The 23,537-nt window shown below is 61.3% G+C and carries 23 protein-coding genes; 4 read left to right on the forward strand and 19 right to left on the reverse strand.

The features are described 5' to 3' along the window. Positions 1-789, forward strand: coding sequence for an ABC transporter permease (locus tag OU11_RS01705; protein ID WP_033514127.1), 789 nt, complete (start codon positions 1-3; stop codon positions 787-789). Between the two features lie 175 nt (positions 790-964). On the opposite strand, the gene OU11_RS01710 is transcribed toward OU11_RS01705, so the two are convergent. From OU11_RS01710 to OU11_RS01720, 3 genes are all read right to left on the reverse strand, one after another. Beyond that, a complete protein-coding gene (locus OU11_RS01710) occupies positions 965-2,254 on the reverse strand; it encodes a uracil-xanthine permease family protein (protein WP_033514128.1) in 1,290 nt (429 codons plus the stop codon). A gap of 333 nt (positions 2,255-2,587) precedes the next feature. Further along, the gene (locus OU11_RS01715; protein ID WP_033514129.1) at positions 2,588-3,400 is read right to left on the reverse strand and encodes a histidine phosphatase family protein; all 813 of its coding nucleotides are present in this window, start codon (positions 3,398-3,400) and stop codon (positions 2,588-2,590) included. Between the two features lie 310 nt (positions 3,401-3,710). Continuing rightward, positions 3,711-4,487, reverse strand: a complete 777-nt coding sequence (locus OU11_RS01720; protein WP_223224112.1) for a helix-turn-helix domain-containing protein — start codon at positions 4,485-4,487, stop codon at positions 3,711-3,713. Between the two features lie 171 nt (positions 4,488-4,658). Between OU11_RS01720 and OU11_RS09525 the strand changes: the two genes are divergently transcribed. After that, positions 4,659-4,784: a hypothetical protein gene (locus OU11_RS09525; RefSeq protein ID WP_262975276.1), complete on the forward strand. Its 126-nt coding sequence runs from the start codon at positions 4,659-4,661 to the stop codon at positions 4,782-4,784. A gap of 196 nt (positions 4,785-4,980) precedes the next feature. On the opposite strand, the gene OU11_RS01725 is transcribed toward OU11_RS09525, so the two are convergent. The 13 genes from OU11_RS01725 to OU11_RS01785 form a co-directional block, all read right to left on the reverse strand. Further along, the gene (locus OU11_RS01725; RefSeq protein WP_033514130.1) at positions 4,981-5,436 is read right to left on the reverse strand and encodes an Hsp20/alpha crystallin family protein; all 456 of its coding nucleotides are present in this window, start codon (positions 5,434-5,436) and stop codon (positions 4,981-4,983) included. 311 nt (positions 5,437-5,747) lie between these two features. Continuing rightward, on the reverse strand, positions 5,748-6,818 hold the full coding sequence (locus OU11_RS01730) for a YeiH family protein (RefSeq protein ID WP_033514131.1): 1,071 nt from the start codon (positions 6,816-6,818) through the stop codon (positions 5,748-5,750). Between the two features lie 99 nt (positions 6,819-6,917). Then, complete coding sequence (locus tag OU11_RS01735; protein ID WP_033514132.1) at positions 6,918-7,745, reverse strand: LysR family transcriptional regulator; 828 nt, start codon at positions 7,743-7,745, stop codon at positions 6,918-6,920. A 17-nt stretch (positions 7,746-7,762) separates the two neighbouring features. After that, the gene (locus OU11_RS01740; protein WP_033514133.1) at positions 7,763-8,728 is read right to left on the reverse strand and encodes an AEC family transporter; all 966 of its coding nucleotides are present in this window, start codon (positions 8,726-8,728) and stop codon (positions 7,763-7,765) included. Between the two features lie 95 nt (positions 8,729-8,823). After that, complete coding sequence (locus OU11_RS01745) at positions 8,824-9,618, reverse strand: alpha/beta fold hydrolase (RefSeq protein WP_033514134.1); 795 nt, start codon at positions 9,616-9,618, stop codon at positions 8,824-8,826. 17 nt (positions 9,619-9,635) lie between these two features. Beyond that, the gene (locus tag OU11_RS01750; RefSeq protein ID WP_033514136.1) at positions 9,636-10,292 is read right to left on the reverse strand and encodes a haloacid dehalogenase-like hydrolase; all 657 of its coding nucleotides are present in this window, start codon (positions 10,290-10,292) and stop codon (positions 9,636-9,638) included. 193 nt (positions 10,293-10,485) lie between these two features. Then, complete coding sequence (locus OU11_RS01755; protein ID WP_033514137.1) at positions 10,486-10,695, reverse strand: zinc ribbon domain-containing protein; 210 nt, start codon at positions 10,693-10,695, stop codon at positions 10,486-10,488. A 122-nt stretch (positions 10,696-10,817) separates the two neighbouring features. Next, the gene (locus OU11_RS01760; protein ID WP_033514138.1) at positions 10,818-11,609 is read right to left on the reverse strand and encodes an ABC transporter ATP-binding protein; all 792 of its coding nucleotides are present in this window, start codon (positions 11,607-11,609) and stop codon (positions 10,818-10,820) included. After that, on the reverse strand, positions 11,599-12,405 hold the full coding sequence (locus OU11_RS01765) for an ABC transporter permease (RefSeq protein WP_033514140.1): 807 nt from the start codon (positions 12,403-12,405) through the stop codon (positions 11,599-11,601). The genes OU11_RS01760 and OU11_RS01765 overlap by 11 nt, the downstream gene beginning before the upstream one ends. A gap of 52 nt (positions 12,406-12,457) precedes the next feature. Continuing rightward, positions 12,458-13,501: an NAD-dependent epimerase/dehydratase family protein gene (locus OU11_RS01770; RefSeq protein WP_033514142.1), complete on the reverse strand. Its 1,044-nt coding sequence runs from the start codon at positions 13,499-13,501 to the stop codon at positions 12,458-12,460. A gap of 31 nt (positions 13,502-13,532) precedes the next feature. Continuing rightward, complete coding sequence (locus OU11_RS01775; RefSeq protein WP_033514143.1) at positions 13,533-14,249, reverse strand: IspD/TarI family cytidylyltransferase; 717 nt, start codon at positions 14,247-14,249, stop codon at positions 13,533-13,535. A 147-nt stretch (positions 14,250-14,396) separates the two neighbouring features. Beyond that, positions 14,397-15,491 carry an acyltransferase family protein gene (locus OU11_RS01780; protein WP_338069910.1) on the reverse strand — a complete coding sequence of 365 codons (1,095 nt, stop codon included), beginning with the start codon at positions 15,489-15,491 and terminating at the stop codon, positions 14,397-14,399. Continuing rightward, a complete protein-coding gene (locus OU11_RS01785; protein WP_223224111.1) occupies positions 15,491-17,131 on the reverse strand; it encodes a CDP-glycerol glycerophosphotransferase family protein in 1,641 nt (546 codons plus the stop codon). The genes OU11_RS01780 and OU11_RS01785 overlap by 1 nt, the downstream gene beginning before the upstream one ends. Before the next feature lie 222 nt (positions 17,132-17,353). On the opposite strand from OU11_RS01785, the gene OU11_RS01790 reads away from it, so the two are divergent. Beyond that, complete coding sequence (locus OU11_RS01790) at positions 17,354-18,487, forward strand: CDP-glycerol--glycerophosphate glycerophosphotransferase (RefSeq protein WP_033514145.1); 1,134 nt, start codon at positions 17,354-17,356, stop codon at positions 18,485-18,487. Between the two features lie 98 nt (positions 18,488-18,585). Beyond that, entirely contained in the window at positions 18,586-20,064 is a 1,479-nt protein-coding gene (locus OU11_RS01795; protein WP_478209780.1) for an LCP family protein, read from the forward strand. A 110-nt stretch (positions 20,065-20,174) separates the two neighbouring features. Here OU11_RS01795 and ychF read toward each other — a convergent pair whose 3' ends face one another. The 3 genes from ychF to OU11_RS01810 all read right to left on the reverse strand — a co-directional run bounded on the left by ychF (position 20,175) and on the right by OU11_RS01810 (position 23,509). After that, positions 20,175-21,269: a redox-regulated ATPase YchF gene (gene ychF, locus OU11_RS01800; protein WP_033514147.1), complete on the reverse strand. Its 1,095-nt coding sequence runs from the start codon at positions 21,267-21,269 to the stop codon at positions 20,175-20,177. A 16-nt stretch (positions 21,270-21,285) separates the two neighbouring features. Beyond that, entirely contained in the window at positions 21,286-22,074 is a 789-nt protein-coding gene (gene proC / locus OU11_RS01805; protein ID WP_033514275.1) for a pyrroline-5-carboxylate reductase, read from the reverse strand. Between the two features lie 88 nt (positions 22,075-22,162). Then, entirely contained in the window at positions 22,163-23,509 is a 1,347-nt protein-coding gene (locus OU11_RS01810) for an alpha/beta fold hydrolase (protein ID WP_033514148.1), read from the reverse strand. Positions 23,510-23,537 lie beyond the last annotated feature (28 nt).

Here is a 23,537-nt window from a genome sequence, read left to right on the forward strand (position 1 = left end):
ATGAACGGAGGAACCTACTACCCCATCGACGTCTGGGGACTGATGGCGGCCATGCTGATGGTGGCGGCCGCCGCCGCGGTGTCCTGGCGGATGCGGCTGGGCATCGGCCGGACGCTGCTGTGGTCGGCCTGCCGCGCGTTGCTGCAGCTGTGCGCGATGGGACTGATCATCGGGTTCGTGATCCGCGCTGACAATCCCTGGCTGGTGGCCCTGCTGATCGTGGTCATGCTGGGGGCCGGCGTGCAGATCACACTGTCCCGGGCCAAGGGCGTGCCGCGGGGCATGGCCGGACCGGTGCTGTTGGCGTTGGTCATCACGATGCTGCTGATGCTGACGTTGGTGGCCGAGCTGATCGTGCGTCCGACGCCGTGGTATTCGCCGCAGCTGGTGGTGCCGCTGACCGGCATGCTGTTGGGGAACTCGGTGTCCGCGCTGGCGGTGGGGTTGACGCGGTTCTTCGAAAGCATGCGGGAGCGGCGCGATGAAATCCAGATGATGCTGGCGTTGGGCGCCACGACGTGGGAGGCGGCCCGGCCGTCGATCGTCTCCTCGTTGAGACTCGGTCTGTTGCCCACAACGGCCTCCCTGGCATCGAGCGGCATCGTGACGATCCCCGGCATGATGGCGGGACAGGTCATCGCCGGCGGGGATCCGTTCGATGCGGCGAAATACCAGTTCGTGATTCTGGCCGCGATCTCGGCGCTGACCCTGCTGGCGGACACGATCATCATGCTGCTGGTGTACCGGCGTTGCTTCACCGACAAGGACCAATACCTCATGGCATGGTAGCCGATGCCTGACGGCGTGCGCCTCGGTCGGCGCGAGAGGTGTCGGCGAAGTCGATCACGGGCCATGCATCTTCTCCCCATCGCAGGGAGAAGGCGGACATGGCGGATATGAATGTGGGGCGGCTTGTTCAGGCCGCCCCACGGGAGTCGGTCATCCGTGTTCGGATGGACCGTCATCACTTGATGTCCGGATCGTCCTTCTCGATGGTGCCGGTGGCCTTGCCGATGGCCTTGAGGCCGTGGTAGGCGACGAGCACGGCGATGGTGCCGATGGCGATGCCGTTGAACTGCACGCCCTGGATGGCGAACGTGAAGTCGGCGATGCCGATAATCATGACGATGGCGGCGGTCATGACGTTGAGCGACTTGTCGAAGTTGACATGGTTGTCCACCCAGATGCGCACGCCCATCATGCCGATCATGCCGTACAGCAGCGTGGTCACGCCGCCGAGCACGCCGGCGGGGATCGTGTTGATGATCGCGCCGAACTTCGGGCACAGGCTCAGCAGCAGCGCGAAGCCGGAGGCGAACCAATAGGCGGCGGTGGAGTAGACCTTGGTGGAGGCCATCACGCCGATGTTCTCGCCGTAGGTGGTGGTGCCGGAGCCGCCGCCGAAACCGGCAATGGCGGTGCCCAGACCGTCGGCGAACAGGGCGGTGCCCATCTTGTCGTCATAGTCGCGGCCGGTCATCTGCGCCACGGACTTGACGTGGCCGACGTTCTCGGCGATGAGCACGAGTACCACCGGGATGAACATCGGCAGGATGGAGAAGTCGACCTGCGGCAGGTGGAACTTCGGCAGACCGATCCACGCGGCCTCGTTCACGGCGGAGAAGTCGACCTGGCCGCGGAAGCAGGCGTAGATGTAGCCGACGATGACGCCGAGCAGGATGTTCAGACGGCCGAGCAGGCCCTTGAACAGCACGGAGATGACCAGCACGGCCACCAGGGTGACCAGCGCGGTGTCGGGGGCGAGCTGGAAGTTGTTCCACACGCTCGGGGCCAGGTTGAAGCCGATGATGGCCACGATGGCGCCGTTGACGACCGGCGGCATGACCACATCGATCCACTTGGAGCCGGCGAAGTGCACGAGCAGGCCGATCAGGGCCAGCAGCAGACCGGTGACCATGATGCCGAAGCTGGCGACGGCCAGGCCCTTGTTCGCCGTGGTGACGGCGGTGATCGGGGCGATGAAGCCGAAGGACGAACCCAGGTAGCTCGGCAGGACGTTCTTGTTGATGAGCAGGAACAGGGCGGTCGACATGGCCGTGAAGAACAGCGTGGTCGACGGATCGAAGCCGGTGAGGATCGGCACGAGGAAGGTCGCGCCGAACATGGCCACCACATGCTGGGCGCCGATACCTGCGGTACGGCCCCAGGTCAGACGCTCATCGGGTTCGACGACCTCGCCGGGATGCAGCGTCTTGCCATCGCCATGGATGGCCCAGCTGAACAGATTCGTCATCTGTTTATCTCCTTTGAACTCTCTCAGCGCGGAACACTCCGTCCGCGCGCCGCAGAATAGTATAGCGACACGCCTAGTCCATCGCCGCCCAAACCCTTTTGCCGCAGCAACACCACAGCGCTGCGTCAAAAGGGCCAGATCGCATCGCCTTTCTGGACCAAAAGATGCAGTACCACCAAGCCACTGCCGCAAAAGGGCCAGTTCAACCCGGCCAACTGGACCAAAGACGCAGCAACACCAAACCACTGCCGCAGAAGGGTCAGATGGCGTTAGCGAACTGGACCAAAAGTCGCAGTGCCACAGCGCAACTGCGACTATCGGATCAGATCCGGCTCACAGGTGGGGATCGACGGAGTGCACGACATCAACCAAATCGCCATTGGACAGCATCGGCTTGGTGAACTCGCGCCATGGTTCGACCTTGACCTCCCAACGCCCGGTCCGTTCATCCAGCACCGGACGCGCGGTCTGCTCCCACCGGACGCGTTGCGAGGTGCGGCCGGTATGCGGATCGCGGCGCGAGTAGTGCAGGCAGGTGCAGTTGGTGATCTGCCACTCGGGGCTGTCCGCACGGCGCAGGAACTCCTCGTCCGAGATGTCCTCAAGCGTGAGCATCAGCGCCAGCATGAAATCGCCATGGGTCACCGCCACCACCGATTCCGACTCAGCCCTGCGGTTCAACGAGGTCAGCAGGTTATGGACACGGTCCTCGGCCACGTCGGCGATCGATTCACCCGCCGGCGGACGCCAGTACAGCGGGTCGGTGCGTTTGAACATCCAGTTGCGCGCATAGTTGGTGCGAAACTCGTCCCGGGTGATGGTGTTGATCTCACCCCATGAGCGTTCACGCAGCACGCGGCTCTCCTCCCAACGCGCCTTGGGCAGGGCCATCGTGGCCGCCGTCTCCCGCGTGCGCACGTACGGCGACACCAGGTACCGATCGAACAGCTCCTGTTGGGACACCAGCCATCGCCCGATGCAATCGGCCTGCTTGCGCCCGATCGCGGTCAGACGCCAGGAGCGGTCCGGCACCGTGACGTTGTCCTGCGTGTACAGGGAGTTATCACCCTGCTCCCCCGCCTGCACGATGACGTTCGCCTCGGACTGGCCGTGACGGATGACATACAGGTCCAACGGCATCCCCATGGTCGCTCCTCCTGAACTCGTCGATTGCCGTACCGATATCGATCGAGTCCGCATCAGACGTGCGGACCCGTTCCGATTCCACCGTAGTCGAACAACGGCGCGACCGGGCACGTTTTTTCGATGGGCCCGTACAGAATTCACCGGAGGCACATGCCGCGTTCACCTTCGGCACCTCAGACGCACCGACGGCCATGTGAAGCCGTTGGGCATGTGGCAGCGTCCGCCGGACCTTCGGCATCGTGACCGCGCCGACGACCATGGCCGGACCGCACGCCCGAATGCCTGCATGGCGCCGGACCCCGGGAGCCGGCTATTCCGGCCAGATGCCGGCCTGGGCATTGGCGTTGCGGTATTCGCGCGGCGTCACGCCCATATGGTCCTTGAACACCTTGCCGAAATGGCTGGGCGAGCGGTACGCCAGGATCTGCGCGATCTCCCCGACCGAATACTGCGAATACCTGAGCATGTTGCGCGCCGCCTCCATGCGTTGATCGGTGATGTACTGCGAAATCGTGGCCCCGGTCTCCCGCGCGAACAGTTCCGACAGGTATGTGGGATTGAGGTGGACGTGGTTCGCGAGCATCGGCACCGTGATGCGCTCGTGCAGGTGGTAGCGGATGTAGTCCATGCATTCGACGACCGCGGTGGAATGCACCTCGCCGCGCTGCATGTCGGCCATGGCCCAGGTGAAGAAGGTCATCATATCGGCGTGCAGCCGGCGTACCTCATCCGTGGTGGCGCAGCGGTCGACGTCCTGGATGTACAGGTCGGAGGCGTTGTAGGCGTCCTCCTCGTCCATGCCGCCTTCGATGGCGAACCGCGTGGCCAGGGTGATCGAGGTGACGAACAGGTATTTCGCGTTGCGCAGCGGATCGTCGCAGACATGGCCGTACAGACCGGATGTCCACAACCGTGCGCTCTCGCCGATGGCGGAGAGGTCGCCGTTCTTCATCAGCTCGTACTGCTTCATCTCCTCCACGTACCGATGGTGCCGTACGCGGTCCTCCCGGCTTAGGAAGTCGAGATAACGCAGTCTGGCCTCGCTGACCACCGGTTCCGTCATCGCATCCCCTCCGTTCTTCACCATTTCTTTATCTTTATTTCAAGAATACCCGATATTTTTGATAGTTTTCTGGAAATCTCAGCAGGAAACCGGCGGCTCGGAGGACGTAAGCTGTGCTTGCCACAACAGAAGATCGAATATCACCAACACGGCACCCGCAGACCAAGACGGATGCCACAACGAAAGGAACCAACCATGATGAACCAGAAGATGATGGACCAGGCCCTGCGCTCCCCGCTCGCCGCCACCGACCCCTCGTTCGGCCACTACGCGCTCTCCCAGACCGTGTGGAGCGGCATCAAGCGCCTGCTCAACAAGTAAGTCCAACCTCGTTAGACCTACCACAGCGGGCCCTGTTCCGAAACACCATCGGAACAGGGCCCGCTCTCATTCCAAACGCATCCGCACACGACACATGTCCGCAGCAACGGAAAGAGGCCGGTGGCCGTCCATGCGAATGCGGACGACCACCGGCCCCACCGGTCGCGAACGCGCCGGATTGCAATCACACAGCCAATCAGCCCTCAATGGCGATGGTGTGCTTCTGCTCGACCTGCTGCTGGGCTTCCGGCTTCGGCAGCTCGATGCACAGCGTGCCATCCTTGTAGCTGGCGTGGATGTCGCTGTCCTTGACGTTATCACCGACGTAGAAGCTGCGCGAGCAGGAGCCGACGTAACGCTCGCGGCGTAGCCAGCGACCGTTGTCGTTCTTCTCATCGTGGTGCGTGTCACGATGGGCGCTGACGGTCAGGTAGCCGTTCTTCAGCTCCACCGCGATATCCTCCTTCTTGAAACCGGGCATATCGATATCGACGGCGTAGCCCTTGTCGGTCTCGCGCACGTCGGTGTTCATCATATTGCCCGCCACCACGGTGTCGGGATTGCCGGAGACGCGACGCAGCCCGGTGAAGAACGGGTCGTCGAACAGATCGCCGAACAGGGAATCATGCATCAGGGAAGGAAACATAGCCATCGTCGAACACACTCCTTAACTCGGAGAGGGCCTTGGCCGCAACCGTTGTGGCTGCCGCCGGCCCCGGAACCCTTCCGGGCTCGCATCCTTGACGTTCACTTCCACCAACCGGATACCGGCCTCATACTTCCGCCGTTTTACCGTGAGCGAACATGCGGAACGAGACCGCCCATATGCGCGTGAGCCCCCTGCAACCCGAATACCGGACGCGGACGGCCGGCCGCGCCGCCATATGCGAACGGGGCCCTCCGATATGATTCGGAGAACCCCGCGGCATGTGGTGCGCCCGCCTCAGCCGGGCGCACCCGGAATTAGAAGAACAGCTTGGCGACCAGCACCGCGAACGCCACCAGCAGCACCGAGGCGATGAAGCTGGCGAGCACGGCCTTGGCACCCTTGGAGGCGATGGCCTTGAAGTTCACGTTGATGCCGAGCGCGGCCATGGCCATGCCGAGCACGATGTAGGCCACGTCCACCAGCTGGGCGGAGATGGCGGTCAGGAACGGCACGTAGGTGCCCAGCACCGACGCGGCGATGAAGCCGAGCATGAACCACGGGAAGGCGACCTTGCGCTTGCCTTCGTGCTTGACGGTGGAGTGCGTGCGATCCCACCAGATGGCGATGATGATGGCCGCGAAGACGAGCATGAGCACGCGGCTGAGCTTCATGATGGTGGCCATGTTCAGGGCCTCCTCGCCGAACGCGCCGCCGACGGCGACCGCGTGGGCGATCTCGTGCAGGCTGGCGCCGGCGGCCACGCCCTGCTGGGCGGGGGTCAGGCCGAGCGCCGGGAACAGCGCGATCTCGATCAGCGCGAAGATGGTGCCCATGATGGCCACGGTGGCCACGGCCATCACCTCGTTGTCGGCTTTCTCCTCCTCGTCCTCCTCCGGAACGGTGATGGAGCCGGACAGACCCATGACGGCGGCCGCGCCGCAGATGCCGGTACCGCCCGCGGTCAGGATGGCGAGCATCGGGCTGACCTTGAGCGCACGGGCGATCAGATAGGTCACGACGATGACCAGCGCGACGATGACCGCCGCGATCGGCAGGCATTTGACGCCCTGGGTGAACAGCACCTGCAGGTTGAGCTTGAAGCCGAGCAGGATGATGCCCAGGCGCAGCAGCTTGTTGGAGATCAGGCCCGCCGCATCCTTGACGCCCGCACGACGGGAGTCGTTCGTGCCGACGTAAAGGGAACGGATCGGGAACTGGATGACCATGCCGATGAGCAGGGCGATGATCAGCGGGCCGAGCAGCGAGAAGCCGTCGAACTGCTTGAGGAACGTGCCGACGAACGAGGCGATCAGCGTCAGCACGGCGATGAACAACATATCGGTGGTCGCGATGCGATTCCACCATTTCACACAGAATTCCTTCATGCCTCCATTGAACCGCGCCCATATACATCGGTCAAATAGAACACATCGATGGATATCATCACCTTTTTCAATACAATTATCCGAACGGCACAGGACCGCTCAGCGCAACCTGACATCCCGCAACGCCGCGATGATGCCATCGGCCAACGCACGCTGATCGCGCGTCAGGCCAGACCGGGGAATCAGCGCATAGAAACGCCGCACGAATTCCGGACCGAGATCGCGCATCGGCACCCCGTCGGGGCATGCGGCGCGCGACACGATCGAACAGCCCACCCCCGCCGCCAGCGCGGCGACGATCGAGGCGTTGCTCGCCACCTCGATGGCGTGCGCCGGCACGATGCCCTCCGTTTTGAAATACAGTTCGGTGTAGTAGCGTACGCCGGATCCGCGCTCACGCACCAGCCACACGTGTGAGGGATCTCCGGCCAACACCAGCTCGTCCTCGCATAAGGTGACACGCTCGACCGATTCGCTGATGATCGGTTTTTCGACCACGCCCAGATGAGCCTCCTTCAGCCCCACCCGTTCCAGGATGCCATCCGAGTTCGAGGCCGCCACGGCGATCTCGAATCGGTCCAACTCGCCGAGCGTTGCACGCAACGCCGAGGGAATCAGCACCGCGGCGGCGGTATGGGAGACCAGCATCGAGAACGGTTCGCGATTCGCGCGGGAACGGGCGATCTCCTCACGGGCGTCACGCCATACGCCGCCGATCTGCGTGGCCGCGCGGTACAGCAGCGTACCCGCCTCGGTGGGCGTCACGTCGCTTTTGGCATGCCTCACGAACAAGGGAGCACCCACCATCGTCTCCAGGGAGGCGATACGCGAGGACACCGTGGATTGCGAGACCTTGAGCTCGTCGGCGGCAATGGTGAACTGCCCGGTTTCGTAGACGGCGATCAGCGTCTCCAACAGCGCGAACATACCACCAGTATCCCGCATCAGAACACCACGTACGACACACCGGTCAGCGTCAGCAGGCTGGCCGCGGTGGTCACCAGCACCAGACCGACCGCGTATTCGGGCATGTTGCGCTCCCGCTCGGCGAACATGACCAACGCCGCCATCGTCGGCATCGCGCACACCACCGTGACGGCGTGCACCATATCCGCGTTCGCCACGCCCAGCCCCAACATCGGCGGCACGAAGGTGAGCAGCGCGAACAGGGCGATCGGGATGATCAGCATCTTGACCACGATGCCCACATACACCTCGGGCTGCCTGAGCGTGGTCTTCCAATCACGCAACGCGAACAGGCCGCCGATGTACATCAGCGACAACGGCGTGGAGATCGAGCCGACCGTGTGCAGCGGCGTGTTGATATCCTCGGGGATCGGGATGCCGATCAGGATGACCAGCAGCGACACGACCACCGACACCAGCCCGGGGCTCAGCAATCCCCGCAGCTGCTGGACCAACGACGCGGCGGGCCGCTCGCGGCGGGTCCGCTCGGAGCGGGTGAGCCAGACGCCGTACGTCCACATCAGCAACTGGTCGAGCAACGCCATCAGCGAGTAGAACAACGCGCCACGCTCCGGGAACAGGGCGATGAGCAGCGGCAGACCGATGAAGCCGACATTGCCGAAGATGAACGCGGCCTGGAACATGTGCCCGCGGTCGACCTGCAGCCGCATGACCTTGGCTATCAGCCAGGTGGATGAGACCAGCAGCACGTACATGACCGTCTGGAACACCAGGATGATGCCGGAGTCGAACAGGTCGGCGCGGGTGGCGCCGGCCGTGGCGTTGGAGAACACCATCAGCGGGATACCGACCTTGAGAATCAGCTGGCAGATGCCATCAAGCGCCTTTTGCCCATACACCTTGCACCGAATGCAGATATAGCCGATGACCAGCATGATCGCGAAGCCGATCAGCTGGTCCAGCACCACCGCGAACTGTTGCATCCCTCTCCTCTTGGGTTCCTGTCGAGGCCGCCATCGAGCTGCCCGCCGAATGACGGCCGAATATCCGCCGGCGTCTTACCGGTCTCCCACCGGGGCTATCGAATCGGCAGCTGCTCGGCCCAATCACGCAGCAACGCGCCGACCTGCTCGGGCCGGTCCACGTAGACATTGTGCCCCGCGTTCTCGATCACCGCATATCGCGCGTTCGCATAGTGAGGCAGGAGTTCCTCCTGATCCTCGTACCCGACGATCTGGTCCTGCCGGCCGCACACCATCAACGCCGGTCCGTCGAAACGCCCGAAGACGCGCTCCGGTTCCTCCGCCAGCCAGTACCGGGCCTCGAGCCTGGCGTAGGCGTCACGGTCGAACGCGCGAATGCCCGGCAGCACGTACATCTGATACCGCCGCCACGCCTCGAACGACTGGTTGACCCCCATGCGGATGAAATCGAGCACCTGGTCGAGCGGCAGCTTGTGCATCAGATCGGGATTCGGTTCGCTGACCACATGTTCGGCGACGCGACGGTGCGCGATCACCGGGTCGATCACCGGCGCAATCAGCGCGATGCCGGCCACCCGTCGCGGCTTGCGGGCGATCACGGCGCGGGCCAACGCCCCGCCCATCGAATTGCCCACCAACGCGAACGGCGCGCGCGGACCGACGACATCGTCGATCGCTTCGCAGAACCACTCCACGTACTCGGGCAATCCGCCGGGACCGTCCAACGCCGGAGTACGGCCGTATCCGGGCAGGTCGAGGTAGATGCGCTGCGTGTGATCCGGGAAGTAGCCGTCGAGCATCATCAGCGACCGGTGGTCGACGCCCATGCCGTGCGCGAAGACGATCGGGAAACCCTCTCCCTGCGTGACCAGATACGCCTGCGGTTCCAATGCCCCTCCTTGTTCGGTCACTTGATGCGGATGAGTTTGTTGCCTTTGACCAGGTAGGCGGTGCGGGCCATGTCGATCATGGACTGGTCATGGTAGCTGTCGGTGTAGAACTCGTCGATCACGGCGTCGGGACCGTAGACCTCGCGGAACCGTTTGGCCTTGTTCGTGCGGAAGTTCAGGTGGGAGATCTCCAGCGTCTCCGGGTCGATGGTGGAGGCGATGAGATTGGTGATGCCCAGACGACGGCAGGCCTCCCCCACCGTCAGGTCGAACGACGCGGTGACGATGACGTCGTCCGGCTGGGGCGTATACCATGACTTGATCTTGCGGAACTTACGGTTCCAGAAGGCCTCCGACAACGCGTTCAGCCCGGCGTGCGCGGCCGCATCGGGGACGCCTTCCCGCTTCCCCGGAACCGTTGGCGCCGAGCCCGAACCACACAGCCTGGCCACACGCTTCGACGAGTCGATGTCCTGCAAATACCGGCGGATGATGCGCCCCAGCTTGCGTTCCATCGGAGCGAGTTCGGCGTGGCCGGTCTTGTACCGGATGCCGCATTGGGCCACCGGCGCCACGTACTTCAGCACACGCGGCTCGTAGCGGACGCTGAACAGGTACAGATCGAACAGGCTCTCGCCCTTGTAGATCGTCCCATCGAAGTCGAAGACCCTCATCGTCTCTCCACAACCTCACCCGATATGCGGCATGCGCCGTTGCTCCTCATGGTTCCACTGTAACCGCTCGACTCCGGCAGCGCCAGACGCCGTTGCATATTCTGTAGGTTTCGGGACACAGACGGGGCACGCAGTGGTGTCGTATAAGAAAGTTTGAGAATGATTCCTCGGCTCTGCTATAGGCAGTCGCAGGTCAGCCGAGCAGGAAGTCCAGCACATTCATTCCACCATCGGTCTGCGAGTTGTACAGCTCCGTGAACCCGCACTGCCGACAACTGATGGTGATGAACCGCTTGTTCTGGATATCGAAGATCTTCGCAAAGTTGCCGCCGGTAGCCTGGAACTGATCACTGACGTACTCGCGGCAACCACATTTCTGGCAGACATATTGACGCTGCTCCATTCAGACCTCCTTAATTTCGTCCGGACTCTGCTCCCTCTATGACCATAATTTCACGTATAGAACACACGCAATACCCGGAATCGTCAAAAGTTATTAGTTTCCAGCAAAAACCACAGCTCTCATTATTGCTTGGTGTAGAAATCGATGGCGTCGCCGATCGTGCCGGAGAACACGGCATGTCCGCGCTGGATGACGATGCCGTTCTGACAGAATTCCTTCGCCATGTTCGTGGAATGTGTGACGAACAATACAGTCACATCCTCCTTGGCCATGATGTCGCGCACCTTATTCCGGCATTTCTTCGAGAACTTGCGGTCGCCCACCGACAGGGCCTCGTCCACCACCAGAATGTCGGGACGGATCGACGAGGCGAATGCGAAGCCCAAACGGGCCTTCATACCGCTGGAGTAAGTGCGTAGCGGCTGGTCGATGTATCGGCCAAGCTCGGAGAACTCCACAATCTCGGGAATCAGTTCCTCCGATTCCTCCTTGGACAACCCCCAGAGTTGGCAGCGCATCTGGATGTTCTCCATGCCGGAAAGTTTGGCATCGAATCCGGCGGACAGTTCCAGCAGCGCCGAGACACGACCATGCACCTCCACGGATCCGGACGTCGGAAAGCACACACCGGTGATCATCTTCAACGCCGTGGACTTGCCCGCACCGTTGTCTCCCAGCAATGCCAACGATTCACCACGCCGGCAGATGAAGCTCAGATCATCGTTGGCGTTGATGGTGTCGTATTTCACGCGCCTCGAGAACGTGGCGAGCAGCCGCTGCCGATCGTTCTTGAACAGCTTGTACGTCTTGCGCACATGGTCGAATCTGATGGCGATGGGGTTCGAGACATCCTCGTCACGGATCACCGTGGCTTCGCCCAGTCTGGTGACCGTGGAAACAGCCTTAGATGACATCCGGAACCTCCGTGTACAGACGACGGTAATTGTGCAGGGCCAGGATGATCACCACAAGCAGGACGGCCAGGAACGGCAGGAACCGCTTGGGCTGCATCCAGAACCATTGGTCGTTGACGAAGCAGTCGCGCACCGATTCCACGCACCACGACACCGGGTTGAACGCCATGATGATCCGGCCGATGCGCGGCAACGCGTCCAGAGGGAACAGAATGCCCGAAATCCAGAAGAACGGGGTACTCAGTGTTTTCAGCAGGTTGCCGAAATCCTTGGAGATCGCGCTCAACGGCGACAGCATGACCGACCATGCCAGCCAGAACACGAACATCAGCGCCATCACCAACGGCAGCTGAATCAGATAGACGCTCAACGGTACACCCGTCAACAGACACGCGAGGATGGTGAACACCATCATGCCGCCGAACACCATCAGCAACGACAACGTGTAGAACGTCGAAATCAGCGACAGCGGGAATTTTAGCCGGTTCACCAGATACGGGTACTTATGGTAGATATCGCTGCCGGTAGTGATCATATCCGACATGAAGAACCAGGGGAACACGCCCGTGGCGAGCCACAGGATGAAAGGCTTGCCGTTGATATCCGACGCGCTGCGCAACCCGAACGACAGCGTGAACCAGTACACCAGAATGTATACGGCAGGCTTGGCGAACAGCCACACCTTGCCGAGCGCGGCACCGCGATAGGTACGGACCAGGTCGATCTTCGCCAGCCCCCACACCTGTCTGCGCCACCGCCAGTTCTCGCTGACGATATGTTTCAGAGTCTCGAACACGTCTTAATCCTCCCGGCGCGTCATCCACGCCACCACGATGCAATCCAGCATCCTATCCCAAATACGCGATCAGACGGCGGTACATCTCCTCCAGACCAACCTGCGGGGTCCAGCCCAATCCCTCCAGCCGGGAGGTGTCCAGCGGCAGATGATGCTCAGGCGGGTAGGGGGCGTTCGGGTCCACGTCGATGACGAGGTGGGCCCGTCCATCCGAGAAACGCGAGAGCACCATGTCGGCCATCTGCCTGATGGAGGAATAGGTTTCGGGATTCGCCACGTTATACGAAAGGCCGTCCTGTCCGTTAAGCAGCACCGTCAGGATGGCGGAGACGGCGTCGGACGTGTATACGTACATGCGAGTGCTTTCGCCCGTCGTCTTCATCACGAAATCGGTGCCATCCATGGCGCTGCGGGCCAACTGCGCGAATAGCCTGGTATCGGTCATGGGGATGCCGGGGCCGAAGGTCTGCGCCAGACGGACGGTCTTCACCGGCACGCCGTATTCCGACTGGTAGCCGACGCACAGGTTCTCGGCGGCGCGCTTGCCTTCCGAATAGCAGCTGCGGACGGAGCAGGGGTCCACGTATCCGACGTTCGCCTCGGTCAGCCTATGGTCCAGCCCGCACTCGGCATTGCCCATGCCGTACACCTCCATGCTGGACACGTAGACGAACGAACGCACACGGCGGGCGCGGGCGTACTCAAGCATGGAACGGGTTCCATACACGATTGCGTCAAAGGTCTCGACGGGATGTTCCATGAAGAATTTCGAAGCGGTCGGGCACGCGGTATGAATGACATAGTCGGCGGGGATGTCCGAATCAGGCATATCGTGCAACTGCACGGCGTGCACCTGCAATCCGTCCTCGTGCGAATACGAGCCGAGCATGGCCTTCGCCTTGTCGGCATCGCGGACAAGGGCGTGCACGGTGATATCGGCTTGTTCCGCGCGGTTGCGTTCCAACAGGGTGCGGACACACAGCGAGCCGATGAGTCCCGTGGCACCGGTGACCACCACATGGGAGCCATTCAGGGCCTCCCAATCGAGGTCGAGGTCACGGGCGAGCGACGCGTACTCCGAAGCAAGGTCAAACATTGCGAATCCTCTCTTGTGACTTTCCGATTCGTCAGAATCCGAAGAACTGGGAGTCTTCCTGCTCATCCATGATGGCACGCATGATGTAGTAGTCGGAAGGCGTGGTGATCTTGATGTTCGCCGACGAGCCTTCGACCTCATACAGCGTATGGCCGTAGTGCGCCATCAGCGAAGCGGAGTCGATGAACTCGGTCAGGCCCTCGTCCAAGGCGCGCTCATGAGCCTCGCGAAGCTCCCCCAACCGGAAGCATTGCGGCGCTCGGGCCAGCTGACAGCGCTTGCGGTCGATGATGTTGTCGATGACCCCGCCAGTGCTCTGCACGATGGTTTCGATTGCGGGAACGACGGTGACGGCACTGCCACGTTCCTCCACGCAGTCAATGCAATCCGAGATGGTTCGGCTATCAACCAGCGGGCGGACGCCGTCATGGACCAATACGACAGAATCGGAGGGGAACAGCCGAGCCGCCTCGTATACACCATTGCGGATGGATGCCTGCCCCGAATCCCCTCCGGGGACGATGGATGCGATCTTGGTCAGTCCGTACTTGTTGATGTACCGTTTCAACTCATCGATCCAATCGCTCAGGCACACGACGACGATGGCATCCACATCGGGATGCTGCTCGAAGCGCTCGAGGGTATAGATGATGATGGGACGACCGTGGAGCATCAGGAACTGCTTGGGCTTGGATTTGGAATTCATCCGTTGGCCAGTTCCGCCAGCGAAAACCACCGCGATGTTCATGCTCCTCCGTTCGCGCCGTCGTACACCTTACGTAATCGCAAATAACCAACAGTAGTTTACGCACAATTCACACAACGTTCAACTTGAATTCGCACAACGTTCAACTTGCACGCTGAACACACACATCAGGAGTCGTCAAGACTCCCGCTACCGAACGTTACGTCCGATGTTTTTCGGCCAACGAATGACAAACGGGAACAGTTTCGTAAAAAACACAGTGGGCAAAAGCAAGAACCAATAAAGTAATACGGCAGCAAGCGCAGCGAACAACGTACGATGTTCGACAACCGGGAAGTAGTGCTGCACCAAGCGAAGAATGTTAACGTGGAACATCAGAAACACAACGGTGTTCCTTCCGATATACGTCAGGATTCCACCGTGAGAGATGTGACGCAGGACTATGATGAGCGCAAGGCTGAAGCCTAACGCGGATCCAATTGCGAGCAGGATGTTTCCATACTTGTAATTGGAATAATCGCAAGTTCCATTGATGTAGGCGCAGAGGAATGCGGCTACAGCACATGCCGCAGCCAACGGCAATCTGCCCCACCTTTTCTCCCAATCATCGAGCATAGTCATCTGCTGACGCAGAACAAATCCTATAAACACGTAGAACTGGCACACACAGGCAGCCTCAAAATGCCACGGAGTTCCAAGTGCGCTACCGCTGTCGACAGTGGCCAGCATGCCAAGCACAAGAACTGCTATGCTTAGTTCCCCCCGACGCAGCCAATCATCCGTCATCCGGCAAATCACGGCTACCAGACAATCAGCAACGAACAGTGACAGCATGAACCAACCCGCGTTGGCTATTCCGCGAATCACTGAGGCATTGGAGTAAACGGTACCGACAAGTATGCTGAGTACGCTATCCGGCTGTACAGCGCCAACATGGCGTTCGAGTAGCCATATCGGGAACACGCAAGCGGACAGGGTCAGATACGGATATATCAAACCTTGCGCCTTATGCTTTGCGAAATGTGAAAAGCTCTGTTCCGTGTGGGGATTGAATGTCAACCCGGAAATGATGAAAAACAACGGCATGTGAAAGGAATAAATCGTCTTCAACACAATCGACGCGAACACAGGATTGGGATCCTGCGAGCTTACTACACCTTGAACGCAGTGCCCCAAGACAACGGTGAACATACCAATTGCCTTAAGGACATCAATCCATTCAATCCGCCTATTCCCCACCAACAAACGACCGCCTTCTATACGATATTGAGGACAATCAGCCACTACTCTTCGCGCAGATTGGGGCCCATACGCACACCGGGAACATCCTTGCCGTAGATGATGGTGTCGATGGCTCGATCGCTCGCCAAACCGCTGCGCTCGATGGCACGGTCAATCGACGAGGGATGCGGGGTGACGGCCTCATATCGGCTGTGTTCCAGCACGTCCACGAATTCGTCGAAATCGTTGCATATCGCACCGGGGGCAAGCTCGTCGACCGAACGCTGCACTCCACGAATCAACGAATACGCGGTCTTGTCCGGCACGAAGAACACCACCGGCTTCTTCAGCAGCAGGTAATCGTAGAAGCACGACGAGTAATCCGTGACCAACACATCCGCAATGAAGAACAGCTTGTTGAGGCTTTCGTCCGACAGATCAAAGATGCGATCACCGTACTCCTCGGGGATATTCGGGCGCCGCTTGATGAAATGATGCATTTCGAAGACGAAATACGAATTCGTCTTCACACACATCTCATACAGCCGATCCATATCGATCACATCGTACGGATAGTGGGCGGTACGCTGACCCGTGCCGCGGAACGTCGGGGCGAACACAATCACGCGCCCCTGCTCCGCCCACGGATACCGTTCCACCATCTCCAACCGCGAGGCCTTGCCGGTCTCCTCATCGAGGAAATGGTCCAGCCTGGGCATACCGGTGGCCAACAGCGCCTCCTCCTCGATGCCGAACACCTCGGAATAGATCGTGCGCAGATACCGGTTTCCGATCAGCGCATACGTGTATCGACGATGCGCGGAATTATACGGATCGGGCGAACCCTTCAGGCCGAAGCGGGCATAGCCGACCGATTTGAAACCGACTCCCGCATGCCAGATCTGGGTGAGCACCACATCATCGCCGGGATCGATGAAGTTGAACACCGGCGTGTAGTCATCAATGAAGATGTACTTGCTCCGCGCGATGGCGAACAGATCGCGCAACCATGGCAGAACCCGCTGCTTTCCGGAAAAAACGTTGCGGAAACGGCACTGGATGTCGAATTCATGCTGCATGCCGCGCTCATACATGCGCTGACGCAAAGCCGCCATGTTCTCGGTCGGCTCGTCGCCGTTTTCCTTGAAGAACAGGATGCGGTCCTGTTTGCGAGGCACGACCCGAGTCATCATCGAGTACACCGCGGCGAAGATGTCCTTCTCGCGCTGCCGCTTGCTGCCAACACGGCGACGGGGGGTCTTGTTCCTCATATAGAACAACATGTCCAGAACCAGATAGATCCGGCCTTCGACGTTCGTCTTCGGCACGAACACGCCCGCATACGCGTAATGGTTCTTGCCGTACCGGAACACACGGTCCAGATTATCGAGACGTTCCAGCACCGACGAATCATAGACGATGTCATGCGTGTCGTACGGGTGCGCCGCGATACGACTCAGACCGAACTCCCTGATGTTTTCCGAGACCGCAGTCTCGTCATCCCTCAGGGCCGCCGGAAGCTTTCGCCGCGCATCATGCTCGATACGCGTAATCAGGTGAGGCTTGGCCGCCAGCAACGTATCCAAATCCACCAACAGATCGTCGTCGATCTTCGTGCAGAGAATCCACTCGCCCTTGGGCAGAACCTCGCGGCCTCCGCCCAGCACCAGATTCACCTGAGCCAGATAACGGCCCTCGGCCATGGGAATGGTTTGGAAAGGAACGAACCGCTTTGACTTCACACGGTACAGATAAAGACGGTCATCAGTATCACTGCTGTATTCCACCTGCAGATAACTGGCCTTCCACCGGATGTCATGAATGGTGACCGACACAGACTTCCCTTTCTTCCACTACGTAACTCATAGAGTATACTAACCCCAGAGATGTCTCAAAGCTCGAGACTGTAGCGAGAAAGAGAACCGATGAAGCGTTGCGTCATCAGACTGGCACAGGCGTTGCTTCTCTTTCTCTATACCCTTTTCCGCCACCTGCCGCATCATCGCCGCATCGTCTGCTGCAGCCGGGAAAGCGACACACCGTCCACCGACTTCATCCTCATAAGGGACTATGTAGCCCGAACCCACCCCGGATACGATGTGGTCATCATGTCCAAAACGCTGGATTCGCCCATCACCTACGCGTTCCATATGCTCCGGCAGCTGTATTACATCGCCACCAGCGACGCCGTCGTCCTGGATACCTATGCGCCGACCATCAGTCTGCTCGCCGGTCACATCCGCGTTCCCGTCATCCAGATGTGGCATGCCCTCGGCAACATGAAACGATTCGGGTACACCGCGCTTCAGGATTCCGAAGGACGCGGATCGAACGCCGCCGCCCTGCTCAACATGCACCGGGGCTACACTTCCGTGCTCATCTCCTCCATGTCGTTCATCGACGACTATGCGGCGGGTTTCGGCATCGACAAATCACTCATCTACGAGGCACCGCTTCCGCGCACCGACCTCCTCGTTGACCCGCGGAACCGTTCCGTGCAGCGCGAACGTCTGCTCCGCAAATATCCGATGTTGGCAGGCAAACGCAACATCGTGTATTGCCCGACGTTCCGCAAACGTACGCCGTCCAACCAGAAAAAGGCCTGGTCGGATCTGGCGTCCGCCGTCGATTTCAGCCGGTACAACCTCATCCTCAAGGCGCATCCTTTGGATGACACTCGGTTCGATGATCCGCGGGTCATCCAGAACTACTCCGACAAAGACAACATGCTGTTCGCGGCCGACTACGTCATCAGCGATTATTCCACCGTCATCTATGAAGCGGGGCTCATCGGTGCCCCCGTTTTCCTCTACGGATACGACTGGGCCGAATATTCGTCACGCCGCAGCCTATACATCGATCTGGAACGAGACATCCCCACACTGTTTACCGACGACGCCCGAGCCATCATGCACGCCATCGAAAACGACGATTTCGATGCCGACGCATATGCGGCCTTCATCGCACGCAACATCACGCTTCCGGAGCATGGAACCTGCACGGCCCGCGTCGTCGACCACATCTTCGATCTCATCCGCCGAAACCGCAGGACGAAATAGCATTCGGACGCGGACGAGGAGGAACATTCGCTTCTGCTCAAACCCTCGGCGCTGTATTAGGATGAATTGATAAGACCCACATCCTTCAGGAAGGCGGCATAGTGCGATTCACGATTCCCGAGTCACTGCGGAAGACAGCTCCCCACCACCTGCTCGAGCAGCGCGCGGTCAATCCGGTGGTCCGCATCATCGCCATGGCGGTCGTCGCGGTGCTGGTCTTCCTGGGATCGATGGCCGCCGCCGTGTGGGCCGACATCAACACCACCATCGAACAGGGGCAGGTCAAGGTGCTGCGCGCCGACGGCACCGGACAGCAGCGCGAGGAGATCCTCGACCCCTTCGGCGGGCAGACCATCGAAATCCTGATTCTCGGGCAAGACACCCGCGAGGGCGAAGGCAACTCGGACATCGGCGGCAAAGCCGACTATCTCAAGGAGAACCATCAGGCCGACACCACCATGGTGCTGCAGATCGCCGCGGACCGCTCCTGGATCAACCTGGTCTCCATCCCCCGCGATTCCATCGTCGACATGCCCAGCTGCATGACCTCCAAAGGCGAATTGCCGGCCATGCAGGGCGTGCTGTTCAACTCGATCTTCGCCATGGGATACAACACCGGCGAGGACCTGGCCTCGGCGGCCAGCTGCACCCTCACCGCCGTGAACGCGTTGACCGGGCTGGACATCCAATACTTCGCCGTCGTCGACTTCCAAGGCTTGAAGAACATGATCGACGCGCTCGGCGGCGTGGACATCTGCATCCCCGTGGACCTGTACGATAAAACGACCAAGCTGGACCTCAAGAAGGGCATGCAGCGCCTCAACGGCAAGCAGGCCACCCAGTACGCCCGCATGCGCCACGGCACCGGCACAGACGGTTCCGACACCATGCGTACCACCCGCCAGCAATACCTCATCAAACAGTTGCTGCACGAGGCGACGTCCAAGAACCTGTTCACGCAATCAGGCCAGCTGTACCAGTTAGGCAAAACGGCGTTGCAATCCCTGAACCTCAGCGAGGGGCTCGCCGACCTCACGGCACTCGTCGGACTGGCCACCAGTCTGGTCAATCTGGACACCGACCATCTGTATTCGCAGACCGTGCCCATCACCCAGGCACCGTACGACCCCAACCGTGTGGTGTGGGCGCCCAAGGCGGACGAGGTCTGGGCCAAACTCCGCCAGGGACGGCCTCTGGTGGAACAGGCGGAGCCCGAAAACACGGATGATGCCGATGACGCCACGACCGATGACGGCTCCGAAACGGATGCCGAGGACAATGCCACCGGCGAAGACGGGAACCAGTCATCCTCCGCCAACGGCGAGACGGACGAGCAGGGCGAAGCCACCGGTGAGACGGGAGAATCCACCGTGGAATCCTCCGAACCGGCCACCCCTCAGCCGGATCCGGTTTCCGGGCTGATCACCGACGAGTACGGCAATCTCATCGACCCGGAGACCGGAGGCATCGTGGACCCGGAAACCGGCGCCATCCGGGATATCGAAACCGGGCAGTTCGTCGGCTTGGCGGACCAGTACCTCAACAACGTCGTCTGTGCCACGCCGTCCGAAGAATAGGTTCGAAAAACGGGGTTCGCACTACTTCAGGGTTCGGGAATCAAACCCGCGGAAAACCGCGGTTTGAAATTTCAAACCCGAGGTAGTGCGAACCCCGTTCTCAGATCAAATCACTTGCTGACGTTAAATTTGAACTCCACGATGTCGCCGTCGCGCATGACGTAATCCTTGCCCTCCAGGCGCATCTTGCCCTCCTCCTTGACCTTGGCGTAGGAACCGTCCGCGGCCACGAAGTCGTCATAGGAGATGACCTCGGCCTTGATGAAGCCCTTCTCGAAGTCGGTGTGGATCACGCCGGCGGCCTGCGGGGCGGTCCAACCCTTGTGGATCTGCCAGGCGCGCACCTCCTTCTCACCGGCGGTCAGGAAGGTCTGCAGGCCCAGGATGTCGAAGCCGACACGGGCCAGCTGGTCCAGACCGGATTCCTTGAGCCCCGCGTCCTCGAGCATCTCTCGGGCGTCGGCCTCGTCCAGCTCGGTCAGTTCGGCCTCGAACTGCGCGTTGAGGAAGATCGACTTGGCCGGGGCCACGGAGGCCGCCAGCTTGGCCTTGAACTCCTCGTTGCCCAGCTCGTTGTCATCCACGTTGAACACGTAGATGAACGGCTTGGCGGTCATCAGATGCAGCTCGGCGATGTCGGCCTTGTCGATTTTGCCGGCCGCGGCCGCATGGTCGATGGTCTCACCGGCCTCCAGGATCTCCTTGGCCTGCTTGACGGCGGCCATGTATTCCGGGCTGACCTTCTTGCCTCGCAGGTCCTTCTCCAGCTTCGGCAGTGCGTTCTCGATGGTCTGCATATCCGCCAGGATCAGCTCGGTGTTGATGGTGTCGATGTCGTCCGCCGGGTCCACGCGGCCGTTGACGTGCACGATGTCGTCGTCCTCAAACGCGCGCACGACCTCGCAGATCGCGTCGGCCTCGCGGATGTTGGCCAGGAACTGGTTGCCCAGGCCCTCGCCCTCGGAGGCGCCCTTGACGATGCCGGCGATGTCCACGAACGTGACGGTGGCCGGCACGATCTTCTCGGTGTGCACGAGCTTGGCGAGCACCGGCAGCCGGTCGTCCGGCAGCGGCACGATACCGGTGTTCGGCTCGATGGTGGCGAACGGGTAGTTCTCCGCCAGCACGTTGTTGCGGGTCAATGCGTTGAACAGTGTGGACTTGCCCACATTCGGCAAGCCGACGATTCCAATGGTAAGAGACATGACTTCCAGCCTACCTTCAGCCCTGCACGGCCTCGATGGCGCTGATGGCGGCCCCGCGGAATCCTTCGTGTTCGAGTGCGACCACGCCCTTGATGGTGGCCCCGCCCGGAGAGCAGACGCCGTCCTTCAGCGCCGCCGGCGTCATGCCCTGTTCGATGATCTGCGCGCCGGTGCCTTCCACCATTTTGGCGGCGAGACGATAGGCGGTGTCGCGCCTGAGCCCGTATTTGACGCCGGCGTCGGCCAGGGCCTCGATGTAGACGGCGGTGAACGCGGGCGCGCAGCTGCTGACGATGCCCGCCGCCGACATATGCGCGGTGTCGACGGTCTCCAGCAATGCGATCGGTTCGAGCAGGGAACGGATCAGCGCCATCTGCTCGTATTCCAACGTATGCGTGTCCTCGACGACGAGCACGCCCTTGCCCACGCCGATCGGCAGGTTCGGCACGACCGACAGATGGCAGGTTCCGGGCAGGATCGCCTCCAGCTGCTCGTTCCACACGCCCCAGGCGATGGACAGGACGATTCTGCCGCCCAGCTCGTCCGCCAACGGTGCCATGACATCGGCGACGAGGTTCGGTTTGACCGCGATGACGACGACCTCCGATTCGGCGACGGCCTCCTGCGCGCTGGCGGCGGCCCGTGCACCGAGCTGCGTGGCGTCACGCATGAGACGGTCACGGTCGATGTCGAAGGCCACGATGTTGCCGGCGCCGACCACGCCGCCGTTCACCAGGCCGCGGGCCACGCCCTGCCCCATATTGCCGAATCCGATGAATCCGATGGTCACATCCTGCAGAGGCATATCCTTCATCCTTTCTCGTCAATCCTTGAATCCCCCTCCCTTCGACGAGGGAGGCTGCACGACGGCCGGAGATTACCGGCCCTCCGGCTCAGAACAACTCCTCCAGATCGCCCCGGTTCAACGCCTCCCGATACAGGTGGCGGAACACCGCGGACCCGTGCAGGCCGTCGTGTTCGAACTCGTTGGTGACCCAGTAGTGCGAGCGCCCGACCCGGCTCAGCGTGTCCAGCTGCATCCCCGAGTCCACGTACATGTCGTCGAAGTACACCGCGGCCTGCAGCGGCACCTCGTTGCGGGCCAGCCGTTCGGCGTCGTAGATGCGCCCGAAGCGTGTGTCCTCCATCAGCACGTCCATCGCGGCCTTGAACGGGCGGAGCGCGGCCTGCTGCTCGTACATCCAGGGGAACATGGCCTCGCCGGTGAACAGCATCGGCCGCCGGTCCCCCGCGAATTCGGGATGCCGGTCGCGCACGCGCTGCGCGGCCCAGCGGATCGGCTCGTCCAGCTCGCCGTTGGCGTAGATGAACTCCTGCAACGGCCAGTACAGCGGCCTCGATCCGGTGGCGGCCATCACCTTGCCCAGGAAATCGTCGCTCAACGGCGAGTCGGCGGACACGGACCCGTCACCGTCCAGGAACGCGTCGTCCATGATCCAGTGCACCCGTTCGAAGCTCGGCTTCATGCCGAAATCGGAGCCCAGCGTCTGGAAGCGTTCCACGGTGAGCCGGTCGCCGTTGGACAGCCGCACATCCTCGCCGGCCAGCCGGTCGGCCACGGCGGCCACGCGCTCCACATCCTGCGGGTAACGCTCGTAATACTGCCGGGTCTTCACCGCCATGCGCGGGAACGTGTGTTCGTAGACCTCGGTGGCGTCGGCCGGCACGTGCGGGATGCCGCCGGTGGTGAAGCTGGCGGCCACCCCCTCCGGGAACAGCGACAGGTAGGTCAGGGTCAGGAACCCGCCGTAGCTCTGCCCGAGCGTGACCCAGCGCGCGCCGCCGAACTCGGTGCGGCGCAAATGTTCGAAGTCACGGATGATGGAGTCGGCGAGGAAACGTTTGAGATACGCGGCCTGCGCTTCGGCGCCGCCGGGGGCCAGCCGCGCCATCGTATGCGTGTCGATGCGGTTCGACCGTCCGGTGCCGCGCTGGTCGGGCAGTACGACGCGGAAGTGCTTGATCGCCTCCTCGATCCACCCATCGCTGGTCGGATTCAGCAGCCGCGGCCCCGCGCCTCCCGGCCCTCCTTGCAGGAACACCAGCAACGGCAGATCGTCATGCACGTGCTCGGGGGCGGTGACCACGCGGTAGAACAGGCTGATTGATTCGCCGTCGAATCCTTCGCCCGGCGTGTGGCCGGCCCAGTCGAGCGGCACGCGGATCGACCGGTCCTCGATATGCAGTCCGGGCACGTAGTACTGCGTCAGCAACGTCATCGGTTCCGATTCTCCCTTTCTTCACGGT

Source organism: Bifidobacterium pullorum DSM 20433, from assembly GCF_000771405.1.
GTDB classification, from domain to species: Bacteria; Actinomycetota; Actinomycetes; order Actinomycetales; family Bifidobacteriaceae; genus Bifidobacterium; species Bifidobacterium pullorum.